This window comes from Mesorhizobium sp. M0140 (assembly GCF_040322475.1).
GTDB lineage: Bacteria > Pseudomonadota > Alphaproteobacteria > Rhizobiales > Rhizobiaceae > Mesorhizobium.
The window spans coordinates 175,995-195,925 of sequence record NZ_JAMYTM010000006.1; the positions used below are offsets into that span (position 1 = coordinate 175,995).

Consider the following 19,931-nt stretch of genomic DNA (forward strand, 5'->3'; position numbering starts at 1 on the left):
GGAACGATCATGGCCGGCATTCGTCCAGGAACCGTATCAGTCGCATCCTATATCGGTCTGCCGTCGCGGCCAGCCTTGCTTTTTCCCGGCCATTTTCGGATTGCGCAGCCGTGCTCCAGAGCCCGAGCTGGAATGCCAAATAGCACGGTTCGAAAAAGCCGATGTGGCCGTTGTCGATGGCAAGCTTCATTCCTTGGACCAGGGTCCTCACATCGCTGTCGGATAGCCCGTACTCGACACGGGCGCCGGCAATGTCCCACTCAATCGGCTGGCAGCCGATCAAATTGTGTGCCCGGCAATGGTCGACAGCATCTGTCTTGAGCACCCTGCCGTCGGCACGAACGAGAAATTCCCACGGTTGGAGCTTGCCGTCGATTTCAACCCGCTGAAGCACATGCGCGGGAGTTTTTTTCGCGAGCCAACCGCGCAACGTCGCCGCGCGTTTTTCGCCCAGGGCTTCCGACGCATTGGAAATAGCCATCTCCGTGAGTGCAAGAAATGATGCACCCGGTTCGCAAGTTCGAAGATTAACCGCACGCCAGGCCAGGTAATTTGTGAACTCTGCGATCCGTCTTTCCCTGGGCAGCGGCGCCTGATCCATCGTGGTGCCGTCAATCCACCGTTCAACCAGAAAGCCATGGCAAAGCGCGACAACTTGCGATCCGAACCCGGCTTCATACAACATCCCCGCGGCTCGTGTCTTGCGCAGTCCGGTTTCGCCGAGGCCGGCAAATTTGACTAGCCAGCGGTCACGCCCGGCGGACGCCAGGAATTTGCGCCGCTCGTTACCGCGTGGGCTCGGCGGCCAGCGCCCTTCATCGGCGTAGTGGGCGGCCCGCCACTCGCCGCCAGATAGCTCGGTCAGGCTTAATTCCGGCCTGCCGACCGCCTCGGCCACCCAGTCGCGCAACGTGGGAATTTTCGAGCTTTCGGAGAAGGTGCATTCAAACGCCGTCGCCACATGCTTCGGACAGCGCGACCATGTCTCCCGAGCCTCCCGCGACGCTTCGATGCCCGGGCCGCCTGAATGGCTGGGAAACAGGTGAATGCGGTCCGTATCGATACCCAGTTCACGCAGCCACACGATAACGGCATGCATCGAACTGCCGGACAGGCCAGGACCCTCGTCGACAACGGCGAAACGCGCCGATGGATTGTTCATCCAAGTGGCGATCGACCGCGGATCGGCGTTGATATGCCTGCGGAAGGGATGGCCGATCGGGCGAACGCTGAATGGTGCCGGCGCACCAATCGAGGCCGCCACCATAGCTGCCAGCCCGAGGCCAATGCTGCGGACGCCGATCACGCATGTGTTCGCATCGAGACCCGACTTCTGCGCCGCGTCCAAATAGCTTTCGGGATAAAGCGCATAATGCGCATAACCCTCGGCAGAGACGGTCAGAACCTCGGCCTGGCAGTCGAGCCCGGCCAGCAGTTTGAAAAGTCCCGGGTCGATGCCACCGCCGACGCCGAAACCGCTTTGCCACGACTTCGCCACCTCTGCCGCAAGTCCGACCAGCAACCTGGCGCCTTGCTGTTGTCGTGGCGAAAAGATGTCGATGCCGCTAGTTTCGAAATCGACATCGGCAAGCGCCTGAACCAGCTCCGACACGCTGATGAACAGTCCGACCAATGCAGCATGGCGTTGGATGCCATGAGACATCCGATCCAGGCTTTCGGCCATTTCGCTTGCTGCTTCGCGAAGCTGTTGTGCGTTCTGCGTCTGCTTGTGGTCGCCGTAGACGATCATCGATCGGTTTTCCAATGCTTGCCGTGCGGCAACGCATCGAATGCAGCTTCGATCCATGCTGTCTCGCGCAATTTTTCGATGGGCGGAGGAACATTCCGGCACGCTGATGGTTCGGCGCCAGGAACTTACCTTTGAACAACATAGGGTGGCGGTTTCGTGGGATCGAAAAAGGTTCGTGTTGGTATCGTTGGTGTCGGCAACTGCGCATCCTCCCTCGTGCAGGGCCTCTCCTTTTACCGTCACGCGAAAAGCAACGAACCAATCCCTGGGCTGATGCATGCCGACCTCGGCGGCTACCATGTCGACGACATCGAGATTGTCTGCGCATTCGATGTCGCCAGGAGCAAAGTTGGCCTCGACGTCGCGGAAGCGATCTACGCCGCCCCCAACAACACGTTCCGCTTTGCCGACGCGTTGACAACCGGCGTTCGCGTCGAGCGCGGACCGACGCTGGACGGGATCGGCAAATATTTGCGTGACGAGATTGAAGAAGCTCCGGAGCCGGTTGCCAATGTCAGCGAGATCCTGCGCGACAGCAACGCTGACGTGCTGGTTTCCTATCTGCCGGTGGGTTCCGAGGAGGCGACCTGCTTCTATGCCGAATGCGCACTCGAGGCCGGCTGCGCCTTCGTCAATTGTATACCCGTTTTCATCGCCTCACGTCCGGAATGGCGCCGGCGCTTTGAGCAGCGAGGACTGCCGCTGGTCGGCGACGATATCAAGAGCCAGGTCGGCGCGACCATCGTGCACCGGTTGCTGGCCAATCTCTTTCGCGAACGCGGCGTGCGCATCGACCGCACCTATCAGCTAAATTTCGGCGGCAACACCGATTTTCTCAACATGCTGGAACGCGAGCGGCTGGAATCGAAGAAAATCTCGAAGACACAGTCCGTGGCCAGCCAGTTCGATGTCCCCCTGGAACCAGGTAACATCCATGTCGGCCCCAGCGACCATGTGCCTTGGCTCACCGATCGCAAGTGGGCTTACATAAGGGTGGAAGGCACGACTTTCGGCGGCGTGCCGCTCAATGCCGAACTCAAGCTTGAAGTCTGGGATTCGCCCAACTCGGCCGGTGTGGTGATCGATGCGGTGCGCTGCGCCAAGCTGGCGTTGGACCGCGGCATTGCCGGAGCGCTCACCGGCCCCTGCAGCTATTTCATGAAGTCGCCTCCTGAACAATTCACCGACGCTGAAGCGCGGCAGCGCACGCTTGCGTTCATCGCCGGCAAGGACGAGCCTTTGCTCGATGCCGCAGAATGACGACGACCTTCTTTCTGATCCGCCATGCGGCGCACGACAATGTCGGCTCCTATCTCGCAGGACGGATGGATGGGGTTTGCCTTGGCGATGCCGGCAAGGCGCAGGCAGCGCAGCTTGGCGGCCGCATGGCTCGCGAGCCGATTGCCGCGATCTTGTGCAGCCCGCGTGAGCGTACGCAAGAGACGGCGCTGCCGATTGCGCTCGCCTGCGGTGTCGGGGAAATCGCTATCTGCGCCGAACTCGACGAGATCGACTTCGGCGACTGGTCGGGAAAGACGTTCGATGAGCTGAATGGCGACGCCAGTTGGCGAGCGTGGAATGACCAGCGGCAGGAGGCAAGGACACCGAGTGGCGAGACCATGCAGGATGTCCAGCAACGCATTGTGTCGCTGATGGCCGCGGTCCGCGAGCGGCATCAGAACCAATGCGTCGCCCTGGTCAGCCATGCCGATGTGATCAAGGTCGCCGTCTGCACCGTCCTTGGCTTGCCGGCTGGTGACTGCTTTCGCTTCGACATCGATCCCGCCTCGATCACGACGATCGTGTCGGGGGACTGGGGGGCGAAGCTGATCCGATTGAACGAAGTTGCCTGACGAGGATTTGCCGGATGCAGATGGTCATTTTCGGTCTTACCGTCACGTCTTCATGGGGTAACGGCCATGCCACCCTATGGAGGGGACTGATCAGAGCCCTCGCCCGGCGCGGCTGGTCCATTACCTTCTTCGAACGCGACACACCCTACTATGCCGGAGCGCGCGATCTTGATCATCTGGACGGCGGCAACGTCGTGCTCTACCCGGACTGGGAGGACATCCGCCGGGTCGCGGAGCAAACGATCAAACGATCGGATGTCGTGATCGTCACCTCTTATTGTCCCGACGCCGTCGACGCCTCGCGGCTGGCGCAGCAGGCAGGCCGCGGAGTGCGTGTCTTCTACGATCTGGACACTCCGGTCACGCTTGCCCGCATCGAACAAGGTGAGCGTCCACCCTATTTCGGCCCCGAGGGTCTTGCGGATTTCGATCTCGTTCTGAGTTACACAGGCGGCCCGGCGATCGACGCGCTGAAGTCGGTGCTGGGTGCGCGCCACGTGGTGCCGCTCTATGGGCATGTCGATCCCGACCAACACCGGCCGGCAGCGCCGCGAGCCGATTTCAGGGCCGATTTGTCCTATCTCGGAACCTATGCGCCAGATCGCCAGGCGGCGGTCGAAAATCTGCTGGTTCGCCCAGCTGCGCGCTTGCCGGACCAGCGCTTCGTCATCGGCGGCGCACAATACCCGCAGGAATTCCCGTGGAGCGACAACATCTTCTTCGTCAGGCACCTTCCGCCGGCCGATCATCCGGCGTTTTTCTCATCCTCTCGTCTGACGCTGAATGTCACCCGCGAGGCGATGGCGCAAAAAGGCTGGTGCCCTTCAGGTCGGTTGTTTGAAGCAGCGGCATGTGGAGTGCCGATCATAACCGACACCTGGCCGGGCCTAAGCAGCTTCTTCGAACCCGGCAGCGAGATCCTGCTGGCCCACGACACCGATGACGTGGTCGCGGCGCTCGCCTTACCCGCAGGAGAACTCGATGTCATCAAAACCCGAGCGCGCGAACGGGTTCTCGACGAACACACCTCTGCCCGGCGCGCGGCGGAGCTGGACCACATTCTAAACGACGCCCTTCAAAGATCTCCCGGCGAACCGATGATGGAAGCAGTCTGATGTTGGGCATTGTGCCCGCTGCCGGGCGCGGCAGCCGCATTCAGCCGCTCGGCTTCTCCAAAGAGCTGCTGCCGGTCGGCAGTCGGATCGATGGGCAGACCGAGCGTCCCTGCGCCGTGAGCGAGTATCTGGTGCGGCGGATGGTGCGCGCCGGCGTCGACAAGATCTGTTTCATCATTGGATCGGGCAAATCCGACATTCTCGAATATTACGCCGCCGGCTATGGTGACGCCGCGGCTCTCTTCGTGGTGCAGCCCAATCCGGTTGGGCTTTGCGATGCGATTTTTCGGGCAGCTCCTCTCGTCGCGCCCAATGAGGTCGTCCTGGTCGGCCTTCCCGACACGATCTGGTTTCCCGAGGACGGCTTCTGTCATTTGCCTGACGATCAGCTTTCATTTCTGCTCTTCCCGGTGGATCGTCCGGAATTCTTCGACGCCGTCATTGTCGATGACCACGAGCGCGTGATCGAAATCCAGGTCAAGCAACAGGATGCCGGCACGAACTGGGTTTGGGGTGCGTTCAAGATGCCGGGCCAGATCCTGCATCAGCTTGCGGCACTCTGGCGCGAGCGGGAATGCCGTGACGAATATATCGGCACGTTGGTCAACGCCTACCTTGCGGCCGGAGGTCAAGCCTCCGGCGTCAAGGCTGGGTCCGCCTATGTCGATGTCGGCACGTTCAATGGCTATCGCACGGCTCTGCGGCTGCTCGAGGACGGCGCCGCACCCGTCCATCACCAAACCGCCACGATTATGCCAGGTGCCCGTTCGCATGTGCCTGTCGTTCCCGGCGAAGGAGCCTGACCATGCTGCATTCCCATGCCGAAATCCGCCGCCGTATCGATGCTCTCGGCCCATGGTTCCACAACATGGAACTGGCGGGTGTCGAAACCGCTCCCAACCATTTTCTCGGCAATTATCCGCTAATCAAATGGCGCAAATTCGCCGAGGCCATTCCCGCGGATCTGACAGGCAAGACGGTGTTGGATATCGGCTGCAATGCCGGTTTCTATTCCATCGAGATGAAACGGCGAGGTGCTGCCCGTGTCCTCGGCATCGATTTCGATGAGGCCTATCTGGCGCAGGCCCGCTTTGCCGCCGAGATCGCCAATTGCGAAATCGAATTCCAGAAACTTTCGGTCTACGACGTCGGCGCCCTGCGCGAAACATTCGATATCGTGCTGTTCATGGGAGTGCTTTATCACTTGCGCCACCCCTTGCTCGCGCTCGACCTTATCCGTGAGCATGTCGCCGGTGACCTGATGATCTTCCAGTCTATGCAGCGCGGCAGCACAGATCTGCCGGAGATGGAAGAGAACTATCATTTCTGGACGCATGACCTGTTCGACCGGCCGGAATTTCCCAAGCTCCATTTCATCGAGCACCGCTATGCCGATGACCCGACCAACTGGTGGATACCCAACCGCGCCTGCACCGAAGCGATGCTGCGCAGCGCCGGATTTGAAATCGTCCTGCATCCGGAGCAGGAGGTCTATTTCTGCCGCGCCGCCGGCCACCCGGCCAGTGGCGGTCCCGTCTACCCCTCGAAAGGACAGCGCCATGATTGAAGCCGCGATGATCTGGAACGAGCCCAACAACAAATCGCATTGGGATCCCGAGCTCGACCCTGATTGGAGCCGCTTTGCCAGGATGGCGATCCTGTCGGCGGACGCAATCGCATCTGAAAACCCGGCTTTGACCAAAGTGCTCGGCGGCATCTCGCCGATAGATCCGGGGTTCATCACCCGGATGAAGGAATTCGGCGTGCTGGACCATGTCGACGCCGTCGCCGTGCACGGCTTTCCCCTCGACTGGAACCTGTGGCAGATCCAGGAATGGCCGCAGAAGATCGGCGAGATCGCGACCGTCACCGACCTTCCCATCTGGGTCAGCGAAGTCGGCGTATCGACCTTCGGCGCCGAGGAAATCCAAGTCTGGGGGCTCAAGCGCACAGCTGAATTGCTGCTCGGCAACGCACCACGCATCCAGTGGTACAGCCTCTATGATCTTCCGCGTGAATGGGAAGCAACGACGCGGCACCGCGAAGCCGAGGGCTCGTCTTATTACCGGCATTTCCATATGGGGCTGCTGCGCCAGGACGGCACGCCAAAGCCCGCGCTGGAGGAATTCCTGCGCCATACACCCGCAATGGGCCTGGTGCAGTGGTTTCATTTCGAAGACCCGCGGCTGGACGATGCCGTCGCCTGGATGAAGCGGCTGGGTGTCACCAATATGCGTACCGGGCTTTCCTGGGCGGACAGCTTTCGGCCGAATGCGCTGGACTGGTTCGACCGGCAGATGGAAGCACTCGCCGATTTCGATGTGACGGTCACCTTCTGCTTCACACCTCAGCACCGCGGAATGATGCCCCACCACACCAGCCCCCCCCTGGTGCCGGAGGAGTTCGCGGAATTCTGTTCAACCATGATCCGCCGCTATGCGCCTGGCATGACATCCGCCTCGCTCCCCACGCAGCGGGCTTCGGCCGCGTGAAATGTCATGGTGCCCATGCATCAGATGCCGGGCTCCACGACGCCGTTGACAGGTGGAGATGCGGCGCAGGGCAACGAGACGCGACCGGCCGCGACGCTCACCGTCCTCAATGTCGCCTACCCTCTCGCACCCGTCGGCCCCGACGCTGTCGGTGGTGCCGAACAGGTTCTGTCGATGCTCGATCGGGCACTGGTTCAGGCCGGTCATCGATCTATCGTCATTGGCTGCCGAGGCTCCAGAACGAGCGGCACGCTTGTGGAAATACCGGCCGAAAACGGCGTACTCGACGAGGCGGCGAAGAGCCGCGCGCAACAGGCCCATCGCGACGCGATCGCGGCTGCCCGCGCCCGATGGCCCATCGACGTGGTTCATCTGCACGGCATTGATTTCGACGCTTATCTGCCCGACGATGGTCCGACCTTGGTGACCCTCCACCTGCCATTGGATTGGTATCCGGCCGCGGCATTGCGCCCGACGCGCGGTGACCTCTGGCTCCATGCGGTCTCGCCCAACCAGCAGAAAACCGCGCCATCAGGCGCCAGGCTGTCGGCGCCGATTCCAAACGGCGTTGACATCGAAGCACTGACCCTGCTGCAGCCGAAGCGCGACTTTGCCCTTGTTCTAAGCCGGGTTTGCCCGGAAAAGGGCGTCCACCTGGCGCTCGACGCAGCCAAACAGGCAGATGTGCCGCTGGTCATCGGCGGCAAGGTCTATCCCTATGAAACGCATACGCGGTACTTTCGCGATGAGGTCCAATCTCGCCTCGATGGCCGCCGCCGCTTCCTTGGCCCGCTCGGCTTCACCGCCAAGCGACGCATTCTCAACGCAGCGCGCTGTCTGGTCATTCCGAGCCTCGCAGCCGAGACCAGCTCGCTTGTGGCCATGGAGGCCCTCGCCTGCGGTACCCCGGTGGTCGCCTTTCCAAATGGTGCGCTTCCCGATGTCATAGAGCACGGCAGGACGGGCTTTCTCGTCGACACGGTCGATGAGATGGCCCAAGCCATTCTTGCGGCGTCCAGCTTGGATGCCGAGACATGCAGGGCCGAAGCGCGACGGCGGTTTTCGCTGGAACGGATGATCTCGTCTTACATGGACGCCTATCAGGCGCTGGCACAGCTTGGCAGTGGTCGCCGGCGCTTCGCCGCGGTGCCGTGAGTAAAGCTGTGCTGCGCAGCGAAATCATCGGTGACCTCGCACAATTCGACGCCTTGACGCCGCACTGGTGGAAACTGTGGCAGCAGAGTCCCTCGGCGACGCCGTTTCAATCTCCCGCCTGGCTGGTGCCGTGGTGGCACGCATTCGCACCCGGTGAACTGGCGACGGTCGCGGTATGGCGCGGCGGCGATCTGGTCGGGCTGGCGCCGCTCTATCTCGAGCATGGGACCGCCGGTTCGAAGCTGCTTCCGGTCGGCATTTCGCTCAGCGACTACCTGGACATTCTGGCTGTCCCTGGGATCGAAGCCGAGGTCGTCGCCATTGTCGCCGAGTCGATCCTCTCGATCGGGTGGGTGCAATGGATCTTGTCGGACTTGCCGCAGGACAGCGTCGCCCTTGCGATGACGCATCCCGAGATGGATTGGCCGACCGCTCATGCCGCCTGCCCCGTGCTCGCCCTCGCCGGCGACGAAACGCTTGCAGGCTGCGTCCCCGCAAGACGCAGACGCCAGTTGCGTCGGGCGCGTCAAGCCGCATCAAGATGCGGCCGGATCGCGATGTCGTCGGCGAGCGGCAGTCCGCAAACCTTCCTCGATCAGTTGATCCGGCTGCACAATATGCGCTGGGCCGAACAAGGAGGCGGTGTGTTGGCCAACGCCGCCGTCGAGCAATTCCATCGGCTCTCACTTCCCGTGCTCGATGCTCACGGTCTGGTGCGATGCTGGCTGTTCGCGATCGATGGCGGGACCGTCGGCGCCTATTACGGATTTCACCACCGCGGCCGTGCCTATGCTTACCTCGGTGGCTTCGACCCTGCTTATGCCGAGGAGAGCCCAGGCGCGATCCTGATTGGCCACGCAATCGCGGAAGCGATCCGCGAAGATGCGCGCGAGTTCGATTTCCTGCGCGGCCAGGAGGCCTATAAATATGGCTGGGGCGCCGTCGACAGGTGGACGATGCGCAGGGTCTGGACGCGGAGTTGATGCATGAGTGTAACCGCACCGAAAGCCGCCCGGCGCCTGACATCGGTCGGGCTGGCGGTTGAAGACTGCGTGGCCGATGGCATTTGCGCCGAAGGCGTTCTCGTCAGACTGGCGCTCCACCTGCCGCCCACAATTGGAGCGGCGGAATTGGCGGAGGTCGTGCTGAAGGTCCAGCCGGCGGATGCCGGCGACGCAGCAAGGCTGCGAAAGGTCGCCGGACTGCTGCGCTGCAAGCCAGACGTCTTCGCCATGTTGCAGGCAGCGGGTGGCGCCGTTCGGCATGAGCGCAATGAGGATGAGACGAATGTCGCTGTCGTCAGGCGGCTGGCCTCCAGCTTCGATGCCGCGGCAGCGATTTCGGGAGCCGCGAGTGTCCAACTGGCATCCCTCGGCGATGAGGCAAGGCTCACAGCCACGACCAACGAAATCGTTGCATGGCTGGAAGCGCGAGAATTCACCGGAAGGGAACGGAGCATCCTCGACATCGGTTGCGGCATCGGCCGTTTCGAGCGTGCGCTGTGCAAATCCTTCAAGCGGATGGTCGGCATCGACATATCGCCGCGGATGATCTCCATCGCCTCCGAGCAATGCGCCGCACTCGGCAATGTCGAGTTGCGACAAACCTCCGGTCTCGATCTGTCCGAATTCGCCGATGCCAGTTTCGATTGCGTGCTGGCGGTGGACAGCTTTCCCTATCTGGTTCTGGCCGGCATGGCTGATCGGCATTTCGACGAAATTGCGCGCGTTCTGAAACGGCCGGGCTGGCTCGCCTTGCTGAACTATTCCTATCGCGGATCACTTCTCTCAGACCGCGATGATATCGGCCGTCTGGCGCAAACTCATCAATTGCGGGTCCTCATCGACGGCGAGAAGCCGTTTCGGTCGTGGGATGGCGACGCCTTTCTGCTCGCTGGGTGAAGCGGAACATTACAGCCCGATGCCAGTTCGGACGTCGAACAACGGGCACCGACGAGTGTCCCCGATTCGAAGGAGGATATCATGGCATCCGGCGGTAAAACATTTCGGCCGCAGCAGCCGGGCAAGAGTGCCGGCGCCGGCGCGGTGACCTCCCCGGAGAAGGACGAGATCGAAGAAAACGCGGTCTTGTCGAATCGCGACAAGAAGCAGCATGGCCAGGAGCGCGGGCAGGACGGCAATCGGATCAAGTCCGATCAATATCCGGGTCGCGCCGCTGACCGATTGCCTAAGGACTGAACGCCACCGCAGCGCGTCCATGGCCCGCGGCGACGAAGGAGCGGCAAGGAAATAAACCTGTGCAAGGGGCCGCTGGTGAGCTTCTTGGCGGTGACACCGCCTTGTAATGCAAGGCGCTTACCACCACACTAGGATCAAGGGACCGCTATCAAGAGAATGTGATGTCTCGTTCGAGCGACGATACCGCGGATCCGCATGTCGAGATGGCTGTGGATCAGGAGATTGCTTCCCTGCTGGCCGCCATAGAGCAGGAAAAAATTCCAGATCGCCTGACCGAGCTGGCGATCGAATTGCAAAACGCGCTCGTCGAGAAACGTCGACGCGACGTGAAGAACTGACTATCTGCGGCCGTCGACCTCGACATCGAGCTGACCATCCGACAGCTGGTTTCGTCTTTCCATCAATGTCTGCAGCGAACTCTCCCCCAGGAATTCAAGGATGTTGGCGCGCGCACGGTTCAGGCGGCTTTTGACCGTCCCGACCGCGCAACCGCATATGTCAGCGGTTTCCTCGTAGCTCACTCCCAAAACGCCGATCAGCATCAGGACCTCGCGTTGGTGTTCAGGCAGCCTTTGAATGGCGCCGTGAACTTCCCTGCTCTGAACCGTCCATTCCTGGGTAGCTTCCGAAATTGGCCTCGAAGACGCGCAATCGAGCAGGCCGGGCGCCTCCCGGGCAGCGATCTTGACCCGGGTGTAATAAGTGTTGCGCATGATGGTGAAGAGCCACGACTTCATGCGCGTACCGGGTTCGAACTTGTCGATGTTGGCGAGACCCTTGGTCAGTGTCTCCTGCACGAGATCGTCGGCGTCGTCGGGGACGCGGCAGAAGGTGCGCGCGAATGCCCGCAGGGCAGGTATCAGGTCAACGATGGAAACTTCACTGGTTTCCTGGTCGGCCAAAAGGCAGCCTCCGGATGACAATGGTCCAGCTCCCAGAAGAAAGAGTGTGTGAACGCAGCCCCAGCTAAATGCATGGAAGTTTGGTTCGTTCCTCGTGCTGGAGACAACTCTTCATAAATTCTGCGCAGGCGGAGATATCTGTCATCCGATCGGCGCGCACCATCGCCGCAGCAGTCACGGCTCCTCCGACAGCGGTGTCTCCAGCGTCCATTTTTTACGGGAACAAAGCCGCTCACCGGCAGTTTGATGGCTTGACCACTTCAACCTTCCGGTATCGATCGAGGACCTGTCATGGCCAAATCCGCTCGCCCCTCCGCTCGCCAATCGGCAAGTGGACTGGATCAGAATAGCGCGCGCGGAAATGGCGGCGAGTTGCACCAGATCGCGGGGGACGAAACGCCTGCCCTTACGACGGCGCTCGGAACGCCTGTCTCCGACGACCAAAACACATTGCGGATCGGTGAGCGCGGACCATCGCTGATCGAGGACTTTCACTTTCGCGAGAAGATTTTCCACTTCGACCACGAACGCATCCCGGAAAGGGTCGTTCATGCCCGCGGCTACGGTGCGCATGGTTTTTTCGAGACCTACGAGTCACTTGCCAAATACACACGTGCCGACATTTTCCAGCGAGTTGGTGAGAAGACGCCGGCATTCGTTCGTTTCTCGACGGTTGCCGGCAACAAGGGCTCGTTCGATCTCGCCCGCGACGTGCGCGGCTTCGCGGTCAAGCTCTACACCAAGGAAGGCAATTGGGACCTGGTCGGCAACAACATCCCGGTCTTCTTCATCCAGGACGCCATCAAGTTTCCCGACCTGATCCACGCTGCCAAACAGGAGCCCGACCGTGCCTTTCCGCAGGCACAGACGGCGCACGACAATTTCTGGGACTTTATCAGCCTGATGCCGGAATCGATGCACATGGTGATGTGGATCATGTCGGATCGCGCGATCCCGCGTTCCTTCCGCTTCATGCAGGGCTTTGGTGTGCACACGTTCCGCCTCGTCAACGCGAAGGACGAATCCACCTTCGTCAAGTTCATCTGGAAACCCAAGCTCGGCATGCAATCGGTGGTCTGGAACGAGGCGGTCAAGATCAATGGCGCCGATCCCGACTTCCATCGCCGCGATCTGTGGGAGGCCATACAGGCCGGCAATTTCCCGGAATGGGAGTTGACGGTGCAACTGTTCGATCAGGCGTTTGCCGACAGTTTCGACTTCGATATCCTGGATGCAACGAAGATCATTCCCGAAGAGGTCCTCGAACCAATTCCGGTCGGTCGGCTGGTGCTCGACCGGATGCCGGATAATTTCTTCGCCGAGACCGAGCAGGTGGCGTTCATGACGCAGAATGTGCCGCCCGGAATCGATTTCTCCAACGATCCGCTTCTGCAAGGCCGCAACTTCTCTTATCTCGATACCCAATTGAAACGGCTGGGCAGCCCGAACTTTACCCATCTGCCGATCAATGCGCCGAAGTGCCCGTTCGCCCATTTTCAACAGGACGGGCACATGGCCATGCGCAACCCGGCCGGTCGCGCCAATTATGAGCCGAACTCATGGGGACTGGGACCGCGCGAGGATCCGCAGCGTGGCTTCCGTTCTTTCGCCGATGCCGAAGAAGGGCAGAAAGTACGTCTGCGCGCGGAGAGCTTCGCCGATCACTACAGCCAGGCCCGGCAATTCTTCAACAGCCAGACACCACCGGAGCAGCGTCACATCGCGATGGCGCTGACATTTGAACTGAGCAAGGTCCAGGCACCGGCGATCCGCGAGCGCATGGTTTCGCATTTGTTGAACATCGATGAAACGCTGGCGACCACGGTCGCCGACAAGCTCGGCGTCCGTGACCTGCCCGAACCTGCCGAAGCCGCCGTTACGCCGCGTGATGACTTGCCGCCGTCGCCGGCGCTCAGCATCATTCAAAATGGGCCTGATAGTTTTGAAGGCCGCAAAGTCGGTGTCATGCTTAGCGATGGAGCCGATGTCGCGCTGTTCGAGGAACTTCGTTCCGCCATCGAAGCGGAAGGCGCGGTGATGGAGGTGGTTGCGCCCAAGGTGGGCGGCGTCGAAACCGCCGACGGCACTCACATCGAGGCAAGGCACATGATCGACGGCGGTCCATCCGTATTGTTCGACGCGGTGGTGCTGCTCCTCTCCGAGGCGGGCGCCGAGTTGCTGGTCAAGGAGGCCGCTGCGAAGGATTTCGTGTCTGATGCGTTTGCGCACTGCAAGTTCATCGGCTTCACCACAGGGGCCGAGCCGCTCCTGATCAAAGCAGGCGTCGCTCCCGATGCCGATGAGGGGTTGACGCGGCTGGATTCGGCAGCTTCGGTAACTGCGTTTGTGCAGTCATGCCGCAAACTGCGGCTCTGGGCGCGGGAGGCGGCTGTCAAGCTTTGATGCGATGGCGCCAGCTGTTCCGTTGGCGTGTCCGCAGGCCTTGGTTGCCGCCACACCAGCCGCCACCGCGATCTACGAGCGGCCTTCCTTGCTGGACGCTTGTTGCCGCTGCTTTTCCAGGACCTCGTCGGTCCCGACCAGCTTCTTTGCTCCGCCTGAAATGGTCGTGGACACCACCGAGGGCGGATCGCTCGCCGGAAAGGAATCCTCCAACCCCGCCTGCAGTTGGTCCTCGAGCGTCTGTGGTTCTTCGGAACGGCCGGGCGTTCTGCGCGTGTCTATCTTCTCAAGTGCCTGTTTCTTTTTTGGCGAATCGTTGGCGTTCCGGACCAGGGCGTAAAGCTGCTCGATCGCGAATTCCTTGATCGATTCGAAATCGGCCCGATCGTCCTTTGCTGCCTCGATTTGATCAACCATGGCTTTCTCGAAGCGGTCGAGGCTGTCGGCTCCGCAGGCATGGGAAAGGCGCAACAGGGCCTCGTTCAGCATCAACGGAGCGAAATGTGCTGAAGCTTCAAGCCTGAGTTGCCTTAAACGATCCGGAGTGGCGGCCTGCAACTTTGACATGGACAACCTTCTTTCTCCCACAAACGTCTTAACGACATTTGACCGCCGATGTTCCACCAGGCCTGAACATCCTTCACGCCCGGCGAGCTACAGGAACCAGCTTGCTACCAGCCCCGCCGACGCCGCAAGAATCGCCAGGATCGTCACCCCACCCAGGATGTTCGTACTTGTGCTGTTGACCTTGTCACCCATGATCTTGCGGTTGTTGGTCATGATGAGAATGAGAAGCAGCAGCGGCGGCGTTGAAAATCCTTGCACGATGCCGGACCAGACCAGCGCTTTCATCGGGTTGAAGCCGAAGAAATTGAGGCCCACCGCCACCAGCGTTATGACCCCGATCACGATGTAGAATTTGGGAGCCTGCCGGGGTTTGGCATGCAAGCTATTCTTCCATCCCATCGCCTGAGCGAAATCGAAAGCAGCGCCAGCGGTCATGATCGGCACGGCCAGAAAGCCGACGCCAATTACACCGGCCGCAAAGAGAATGCCGGCAGCGTCGCCGGCAAGCGGCCGCAGCGCTTCGGCCGCCTGTGCCGCTGTCTCGATCTGCGTCTGCCCGGCCTTGTAGAGCGTCGACCCTGTCGAAAGGATGATGAAATACATGATCAGATTGGAAAACGTCATGCCGATCAGGATATCGCGGCGGGATCGGCGCAGCTCGCCCTCGGTGGCTCCTTTGCGCTCTTCGAGGCTCGTTCGACCCTTGGCGATCTCCTCCTCCACCTCCTGATTGGACTGCCACGTGTAAAGGTATGCGGAGAGCGTGGTCCCGACGATGGCGACGAGGATGGACAGGTATTCGCGGCTGAACTCGATTTTTGGCAACAGCGTGCCACGCAGAACGGAGGCGGCATCCGGTTTGGCAAGCACCGCGGAGACCACATAGGCAAGCAGAGCCAGAGCCAGCCACCGGAACACATTTCGGATCAATTTATACGATCCGAACACCTGCAGGGCAAAAATGACGATCGCGACGACAATGACGACCAACGGAGCAGGCAGCGGAACAAACAGCACAATGGCCGCCGACATGGCGCCAAGGTCGGCGGCTGCCTCGATCGTGTTGCCAATCAGTACGCCCACCAGCACAGACCATAGCAGCCAACGCGGATAGAAGTCCGATATGACCTTGAAAAGCCCGCGACCCGAAACCTGGCCAAGTTTGGATGAAAGATAGACGACGAGATACATCATCGGCAGCGTGACAGGTGCCGTCCACAGCAGGTCGGGCCCGAACCGCGCTCCGGCGCTCGCGTAGGTACCGATAGCCGAGCAGTCGTCATCGGCCGCGCCGGTGATCAGACCAAGCCCGAGAGCCCGAACGACGCCGCCTTTTTTTGGCTCTCTTGCCCTTTGGCCCTCTTCAGGTGGCTTGTTCATTGAAGGCGCGTCTTTACCGGGGCCACGCAAGAAATCATGACGAACATTCCAATCGGATGCCGATGAAGCAGCCGTTTCAAGCTGCATTGAGATCGAGTTCGAACCTCTGGTCAGGCTTTTTGTTCCTGGACACAGTCCCGGTCCGCGACGGCGATTCATCCCATGCGGGTTCTTTCGGCGGAGCCGAACATCGAAGCGAATGCTCCGTTCCCCTGAAGAAGAGAATGCTTGTGTCGAAGCCTGTCATTCAGGCGACGTGGCACAAAATTATTCTTTGAAGGAATGTCCAGCGGCGCCAAAGTCGAGTGTGGGGCCCGGCTGTTCATCCGCTTCGTCAGCGGCTCGTACCGCCGCCGATCACCATCCGCACGCCGAGGCCGATGATGAGACAGCCGGCGAGCCGCTGCTGCCAAAGCCTTGCGCGAGGGTGCCGCATGACCCATGCGCCGGCCGCGCCCGATGCCAAGGCGTAGGCTCCCAGCACCAGCACACCGGTTATCTTCTGTGTTGCGCCAAGCAGCACCAGCTGCAACGTGACGGAGCCCCTATGCGGATCGACAAATTGCGGCAGGAACGCAACCATGAACATCAAAGGCCAGGGATTGCTCAGATTGGCGATCATTCCTTCCCGGGCGGCGGCGAGCGGCCGCAGGGCCTTGAGGTCACCCGTGGGAATGGTTGCCGAGGATGAAAGCAGCAGCCGGATACCGAGCCAGACGATGTAGGCCGCCCCGGCCCATCGAAGCAGATTGAACGCCAGGGGCGAGGCGTGGACAAGCGAGGACAGGCCGAATGCAATCAGCGGAAGCTGCACAAGTCCGGCGCCCAGCGTCATGCCGAGCACCGTGAACAGCGCCACGTCGCGCCCCTGCCCGATGCCGCGTGCCATCACCAGCATGCTGTCGGGGCCTGGCGGCATCTGCATCAGAATGACGGTTCCGACAAAAGCTATCCACAATGAGGGATCGATGGGACATCTCCGCTCGCGTTGCCGATGACATCAAAGCGACCAGCCGTCATCCGGGTTCCGCGGCAAATGAAAATGTCCCATCGCGAAGAACCAGGCAGAACCGTCAGATGGAACGCGGTGCCAGTCCTGGAAGTTGAAAAGCCGGAGCCGTTCCTGAACCGGTTTTGGAGGCCTGACCCGTGCATGAACCGATAAACGCCTTCCCGCTCCCGCTGGACACTCCTCCGATGGAGGCCAGGCTTGCCGATGAAATCCCCAGGGACGGGAACCGCTGGCAGTACGAGCCCAAATGGGACGGATTTCGCTGCCTGGCTTTCAAGAGCGACAACGCCGTTGACCTGCGCGCCAAATCCGGCAAGCCGCTCGGCCGCTATTTTCCAGAAATCACGGAGATTTTGCGTGACCTCAAGCGCGGGCACTTCGTCATCGACGGCGAGATTGTCATTGAGGTTGACGGTGAGCTTTCCTTCGAAGCGCTGCAGATGCGCCTTCACCCAGCACAAAGCAGAATCCGCAAACTGAGTTCGCAGACGCCTGCCAGTCTGATCCTCTTCGACATGCTTGCCAGGCCGGGCGGCGAGGTCATCACGGGCAAGCCACTTGTCGAAAGGCGGCGAGCGATCGAGGACTTCGCGACCTCCTCGAACAGTCCAGATCTTCGCCTGTCGAAGTGCGCTTATGATGCAGCCACGGCGGCTCGATGGCTAAACGGCTCCGGCCATGCATCGACCGACGGCATCGTGGCCAAAGTGCTCGATGAGCATTATCTGTGCGGCGAACGTGCGATGGTGAAGGTAAAGCCGAGGCGCACCGCCGATTGCGTTGTCGGCGGTTTCCGCTATCTCGCGGACAGTCGTGAGGTCGGCTCGCTGCTCCTCGGCCTCTACAATGACGACGGCAAGCTCGATCACGTCGGCTTCACGTCGACCATCGCCAGGACCGACAGAGGAGCGCTCACGCGCCGGCTGGAAGGGCTGCGGTCAGAGCCCGGATTCACCGGCAAGGCGCCCGGCGGCCCGAGCCGCTGGAGCACGGAGCGCAGCGGACAATGGGAACCCTTGGAACCTGAACTGGTGGTGGAGGTCCGCTTCGACCACGTTACCGGCAATCGGTTTCGCCACGGCACCAAACTGCTGCGCTGGCGCCCCGACAAGGCGCCACGGCAATGCACGTTCGAGCAGATCGAATAGACCGCTCCGGGGAGATCGCTTCCAGAAACCTGTCACGATTTATTGTGACGAAGGAACCAACTCGGGATTCACCGGTTCGGACACCATCCGCCGGAGCTACCCTGACATGCCAAATGCAGCAGAAATTCTCATCGATACGCTCGTCGCCTGGGACGTGGAGGTGGTGTTCGGCTTGCCGGGAGACGGCATAAACGGCGTCATGGAAGCGTTGCGGACGCGGCGCGACAAGATTGCCTTCGTTCAGGTCCGGCATGAAGAATCGGCTGCCTTCATGGCATGTGCGTATGCCAAGTGGACAGGTAAGCTGGGCGTGTGCCTTGCGACGTCCGGTCCCGGCGGAACACATCTTCTGACCGGCCTCTATGACGCCAAGCTCGACCAGGCTCCGGTGCTGGCGATTACGGGCATGCAGTTCCACGATCTGATCGAGACGTTCACGCAACAGGATGTCGATCTGACGCGCGTGTTCAATGATGTCTCCGTTTATAACGCCCATGTTGCCGATGCCGCGCATATGGAAAACGTCGCCAGCCTTGCCTGCCGAACCGCGCTGGCGCGCAAGGGCGTCGCACATCTTTCGATTGCCAGCGACATCCAGGAGCAGGAGCGCGATCCGTCGAAGCGCTCCAAGCGCAATCGCCCGGCGCACACGCCGCAGGATATGTTCGCCGCTCACAGCGTACCGCTGGACGTTGAGCTCGACAAAGCCGCCGACATTCTCAATGACGCTTCGCGGGTTGCGATCCTGGCCGGACGCGGCGCCATCGGCGCGGCCGCCGAACTCGAACACACGGCGCGCCTGCTGCAGGCGCCTGTCGCGAAGGCCTTGCTGGGCAAGGCGGTGCTGCCGGACGACCATCCCTACACCACCGGCGGGATCGGCATTCTTGGAACCCTGGCTTCGCAAGAGGCGATGGAGAGCTGTGACGCGGTGCTGATTGTCGGTTCGACCTTTCCCTATATCGAATACTACCCGCAGCCCGGGCAGGCCCGTGGCGTCCAGATCGACTGCGATGCGCAGCGGATCGGCTTGCGCTTTCCAGTCGAAGCCGGCCTTGTCGGCGACGCGGCCGAGACATTGCGCGCGCTCAACCAACGTCTGACGCAGAAGCCCTCCGATGAGTTCCTGCACCGTTCCCAAGAGACCATGAGAAAATGGCGCGAGATGATGCGGCAGTCGGAAGACATGCAGGCGCAACCCTTGAAGCCACAGGCGATTGCCCGGGCGTTCGGACAACGGTTGGCCGACGACACGGTGCTGGCCACGGATTCCGGTCAGAACACGGAACTGGCCGCCCGCCATGTCGATCTTCGCAGCGGCCAGGCATTTGGGGTGTCCGGATCGCTGGCGTCGATGGCTTGCGGTCTCGCCTACGCCATCGCTGCCGGCATAGCATTCCCCGGTCGCCCGATTGCCGCCATCGTCGGCGATGGCGGCTTTGCCATGCAGCTCGGCGAATTCTCGACGGCGGTGCGCTACAAGATCCCGCTGAAGGTTCTGGTGATCAAGAACAACATGCTCAATCAGATCGCCTGGGAGCAGATGATGTTTCTGGGGAATCCGCAATTCGGCTGCGAATTGCAGCCGATCGATTTTGCCATGGCGGCGGAAGCAATGGGCGCCAAGGGTTTTCGCATCGAGCGGACCGATCAGATCGAGACGGTTCTCGACCAGGCTTTCGCCACGGAAGGCCCTGTCGTGATCGAAGCGCTGGTCGATGCCTATGAGCCGCTGATGCCGCCCAAAATGCCGGCAGACTATGCCAAGAACTTCCGCCAGGCCCTGCCGCGAACACCGGGACACGAACGCATAGAAGAAAATATCGCCCGGGAGCCGGCGAAATCGATGATGGACGCCTAGAGGCGGCGCAAGGAGGTGGGAACAGCGCGCCTCCTTGGCTTCATTCTGGATCTTTCCAGATGAACCGGTGCTCTTCCGGGTGACGGATGCGGATC

Annotated in this window: 19 protein-coding genes; 14 read left to right on the forward strand and 5 right to left on the reverse strand. The window is 61.1% G+C overall.

Annotated features, from left to right (window positions below; all coding sequences use genetic code 11):
- Window positions 1–7: 7 nt before the first annotated feature.
- Window positions 8–1,750, reverse strand: a complete 1,743-nt coding sequence (locus NKJ37_RS08850; RefSeq protein ID WP_352773689.1) for a hypothetical protein — start codon at window positions 1,748–1,750, stop codon at window positions 8–10.
- A gap of 156 nt (window positions 1,751–1,906) precedes the next feature.
- On the opposite strand from NKJ37_RS08850, the gene NKJ37_RS08855 reads away from it, so the two are divergent.
- The 11 genes from NKJ37_RS08855 (at window position 1,907) to NKJ37_RS08905 (ending at window position 10,901) form a co-directional block, all read left to right on the forward strand.
- Window positions 1,907–3,010, forward strand: coding sequence for an inositol-3-phosphate synthase (locus NKJ37_RS08855; protein ID WP_127292207.1), 1,104 nt, complete (start codon window positions 1,907–1,909; stop codon window positions 3,008–3,010).
- On the forward strand, window positions 3,007–3,603 hold the full coding sequence (locus NKJ37_RS08860) for a histidine phosphatase family protein (protein WP_352773691.1): 597 nt from the start codon (window positions 3,007–3,009) through the stop codon (window positions 3,601–3,603). Before NKJ37_RS08855 ends, NKJ37_RS08860 begins: the two co-directional genes overlap by 4 nt.
- Before the next feature lie 14 nt (window positions 3,604–3,617).
- Window positions 3,618–4,718 carry a CgeB family protein gene (locus tag NKJ37_RS08865; protein WP_352773693.1) on the forward strand — a complete coding sequence of 367 codons (1,101 nt, stop codon included), beginning with the start codon at window positions 3,618–3,620 and terminating at the stop codon, window positions 4,716–4,718.
- Window positions 4,718–5,521 (forward strand): sugar phosphate nucleotidyltransferase, encoded by an 804-nt coding sequence (locus tag NKJ37_RS08870; RefSeq protein ID WP_023809483.1) that lies wholly within the window; start codon window positions 4,718–4,720, stop codon window positions 5,519–5,521. The genes NKJ37_RS08865 and NKJ37_RS08870 overlap by 1 nt, the downstream gene beginning before the upstream one ends.
- Before the next feature lie 2 nt (window positions 5,522–5,523).
- A complete protein-coding gene (locus NKJ37_RS08875) occupies window positions 5,524–6,285 on the forward strand; it encodes a TIGR04290 family methyltransferase (protein ID WP_352773695.1) in 762 nt (253 codons plus the stop codon).
- Window positions 6,278–7,210 carry a glycoside hydrolase 5 family protein gene (locus tag NKJ37_RS08880; protein ID WP_352773697.1) on the forward strand — a complete coding sequence of 311 codons (933 nt, stop codon included), beginning with the start codon at window positions 6,278–6,280 and terminating at the stop codon, window positions 7,208–7,210. Before NKJ37_RS08875 ends, NKJ37_RS08880 begins: the two co-directional genes overlap by 8 nt.
- A gap of 6 nt (window positions 7,211–7,216) precedes the next feature.
- Complete coding sequence (locus NKJ37_RS08885) at window positions 7,217–8,365, forward strand: glycosyltransferase (RefSeq protein WP_352773699.1); 1,149 nt, start codon at window positions 7,217–7,219, stop codon at window positions 8,363–8,365.
- Window positions 8,362–9,348, forward strand: a complete 987-nt coding sequence (locus tag NKJ37_RS08890) for a GNAT family N-acetyltransferase (protein WP_352441954.1) — start codon at window positions 8,362–8,364, stop codon at window positions 9,346–9,348. The genes NKJ37_RS08885 and NKJ37_RS08890 overlap by 4 nt, the downstream gene beginning before the upstream one ends.
- A 3-nt stretch (window positions 9,349–9,351) precedes the next feature.
- Window positions 9,352–10,266 carry a class I SAM-dependent methyltransferase gene (locus tag NKJ37_RS08895; RefSeq protein ID WP_352721182.1) on the forward strand — a complete coding sequence of 305 codons (915 nt, stop codon included), beginning with the start codon at window positions 9,352–9,354 and terminating at the stop codon, window positions 10,264–10,266.
- Between the two features lie 81 nt (window positions 10,267–10,347).
- Entirely contained in the window at window positions 10,348–10,563 is a 216-nt protein-coding gene (locus NKJ37_RS08900; RefSeq protein ID WP_352773701.1) for a hypothetical protein, read from the forward strand.
- A 161-nt stretch (window positions 10,564–10,724) separates the two neighbouring features.
- Window positions 10,725–10,901, forward strand: a complete 177-nt coding sequence (locus NKJ37_RS08905) for a hypothetical protein (protein WP_023809490.1) — start codon at window positions 10,725–10,727, stop codon at window positions 10,899–10,901.
- Here NKJ37_RS08905 and NKJ37_RS08910 read toward each other — a convergent pair whose 3' ends face one another.
- A complete protein-coding gene (locus NKJ37_RS08910) occupies window positions 10,902–11,465 on the reverse strand; it encodes a sigma-70 family RNA polymerase sigma factor (RefSeq protein WP_023809491.1) in 564 nt (187 codons plus the stop codon). It lies immediately after the preceding gene.
- A 291-nt stretch (window positions 11,466–11,756) separates the two neighbouring features.
- On the opposite strand from NKJ37_RS08910, the gene katE reads away from it, so the two are divergent.
- Window positions 11,757–13,868: a catalase gene (gene katE, locus NKJ37_RS08915; protein ID WP_023809492.1), complete on the forward strand. Its 2,112-nt coding sequence runs from the start codon at window positions 11,757–11,759 to the stop codon at window positions 13,866–13,868.
- A gap of 72 nt (window positions 13,869–13,940) precedes the next feature.
- Here the strand turns inward: katE and NKJ37_RS08920 are convergent, their stop codons facing one another.
- The 3 genes from NKJ37_RS08920 to NKJ37_RS08930 all read right to left on the reverse strand — a co-directional run bounded on the left by NKJ37_RS08920 (window position 13,941) and on the right by NKJ37_RS08930 (window position 16,740).
- Window positions 13,941–14,435: a hypothetical protein gene (locus NKJ37_RS08920; protein WP_023809493.1), complete on the reverse strand. Its 495-nt coding sequence runs from the start codon at window positions 14,433–14,435 to the stop codon at window positions 13,941–13,943.
- 87 nt (window positions 14,436–14,522) lie between these two features.
- A complete protein-coding gene (locus tag NKJ37_RS08925; protein ID WP_348625573.1) occupies window positions 14,523–15,902 on the reverse strand; it encodes an Nramp family divalent metal transporter in 1,380 nt (459 codons plus the stop codon).
- 247 nt (window positions 15,903–16,149) lie between these two features.
- The gene (locus tag NKJ37_RS08930) at window positions 16,150–16,740 is read right to left on the reverse strand and encodes a LysE family translocator (protein ID WP_050592649.1); all 591 of its coding nucleotides are present in this window, start codon (window positions 16,738–16,740) and stop codon (window positions 16,150–16,152) included.
- Window positions 16,741–16,964: 224 nt separating this feature from the next.
- On the opposite strand from NKJ37_RS08930, the gene NKJ37_RS08935 reads away from it, so the two are divergent.
- Together NKJ37_RS08935 and NKJ37_RS08940 are read left to right on the forward strand one after the other, a co-directional pair.
- Complete coding sequence (locus tag NKJ37_RS08935) at window positions 16,965–17,975, forward strand: ATP-dependent DNA ligase (protein WP_023809496.1); 1,011 nt, start codon at window positions 16,965–16,967, stop codon at window positions 17,973–17,975.
- A gap of 106 nt (window positions 17,976–18,081) precedes the next feature.
- A complete protein-coding gene (locus tag NKJ37_RS08940; RefSeq protein WP_128303876.1) occupies window positions 18,082–19,836 on the forward strand; it encodes a thiamine pyrophosphate-dependent enzyme in 1,755 nt (584 codons plus the stop codon).
- The last annotated feature ends 95 nt before the right edge of the window (window positions 19,837–19,931 follow it).

What these genes read in the sequence shown, in the direction of transcription:
- NKJ37_RS08860 (WP_352773691.1), top strand. Translation starts at nt 3,007, where the DNA reads ATGACGACGACCTTCTTTCTGATCCGCCATGCGGCGCACGACAATGTC.
- NKJ37_RS08885 (WP_352773699.1), top strand. Translation starts at nt 7,217, where the DNA reads ATGGTGCCCATGCATCAGATGCCGGGCTCCACGACGCCGTTGACAGGT.
- NKJ37_RS08905 (WP_023809490.1), top strand. Translation starts at nt 10,725, where the DNA reads ATGTCTCGTTCGAGCGACGATACCGCGGATCCGCATGTCGAGATGGCT.
- NKJ37_RS08940 (WP_128303876.1), top strand. Translation starts at nt 18,082, where the DNA reads ATGCCAAATGCAGCAGAAATTCTCATCGATACGCTCGTCGCCTGGGAC.
- NKJ37_RS08850 (WP_352773689.1), bottom strand. Translation starts at nt 1,750, where the DNA reads ATGATCGTCTACGGCGACCACAAGCAGACGCAGAACGCACAACAGCTT.
- NKJ37_RS08900 (WP_352773701.1), top strand. Translation starts at nt 10,348, where the DNA reads ATGGCATCCGGCGGTAAAACATTTCGGCCGCAGCAGCCGGGCAAGAGT.
- NKJ37_RS08930 (WP_050592649.1), bottom strand. Translation starts at nt 16,740, where the DNA reads ATGCAGATGCCGCCAGGCCCCGACAGCATGCTGGTGATGGCACGCGGC.
- NKJ37_RS08870 (WP_023809483.1), top strand. Translation starts at nt 4,718, where the DNA reads ATGTTGGGCATTGTGCCCGCTGCCGGGCGCGGCAGCCGCATTCAGCCG.
- NKJ37_RS08880 (WP_352773697.1), top strand. Translation starts at nt 6,278, where the DNA reads ATGATTGAAGCCGCGATGATCTGGAACGAGCCCAACAACAAATCGCAT.
- NKJ37_RS08895 (WP_352721182.1), top strand. Translation starts at nt 9,352, where the DNA reads ATGAGTGTAACCGCACCGAAAGCCGCCCGGCGCCTGACATCGGTCGGG.
- NKJ37_RS08925 (WP_348625573.1), bottom strand. Translation starts at nt 15,902, where the DNA reads ATGCAGCTTGAAACGGCTGCTTCATCGGCATCCGATTGGAATGTTCGT.
- NKJ37_RS08875 (WP_352773695.1), top strand. Translation starts at nt 5,524, where the DNA reads ATGCTGCATTCCCATGCCGAAATCCGCCGCCGTATCGATGCTCTCGGC.
- NKJ37_RS08865 (WP_352773693.1), top strand. Translation starts at nt 3,618, where the DNA reads ATGCAGATGGTCATTTTCGGTCTTACCGTCACGTCTTCATGGGGTAAC.
- NKJ37_RS08920 (WP_023809493.1), bottom strand. Translation starts at nt 14,435, where the DNA reads ATGTCAAAGTTGCAGGCCGCCACTCCGGATCGTTTAAGGCAACTCAGG.
- katE (WP_023809492.1), top strand. Translation starts at nt 11,757, where the DNA reads ATGGCCAAATCCGCTCGCCCCTCCGCTCGCCAATCGGCAAGTGGACTG.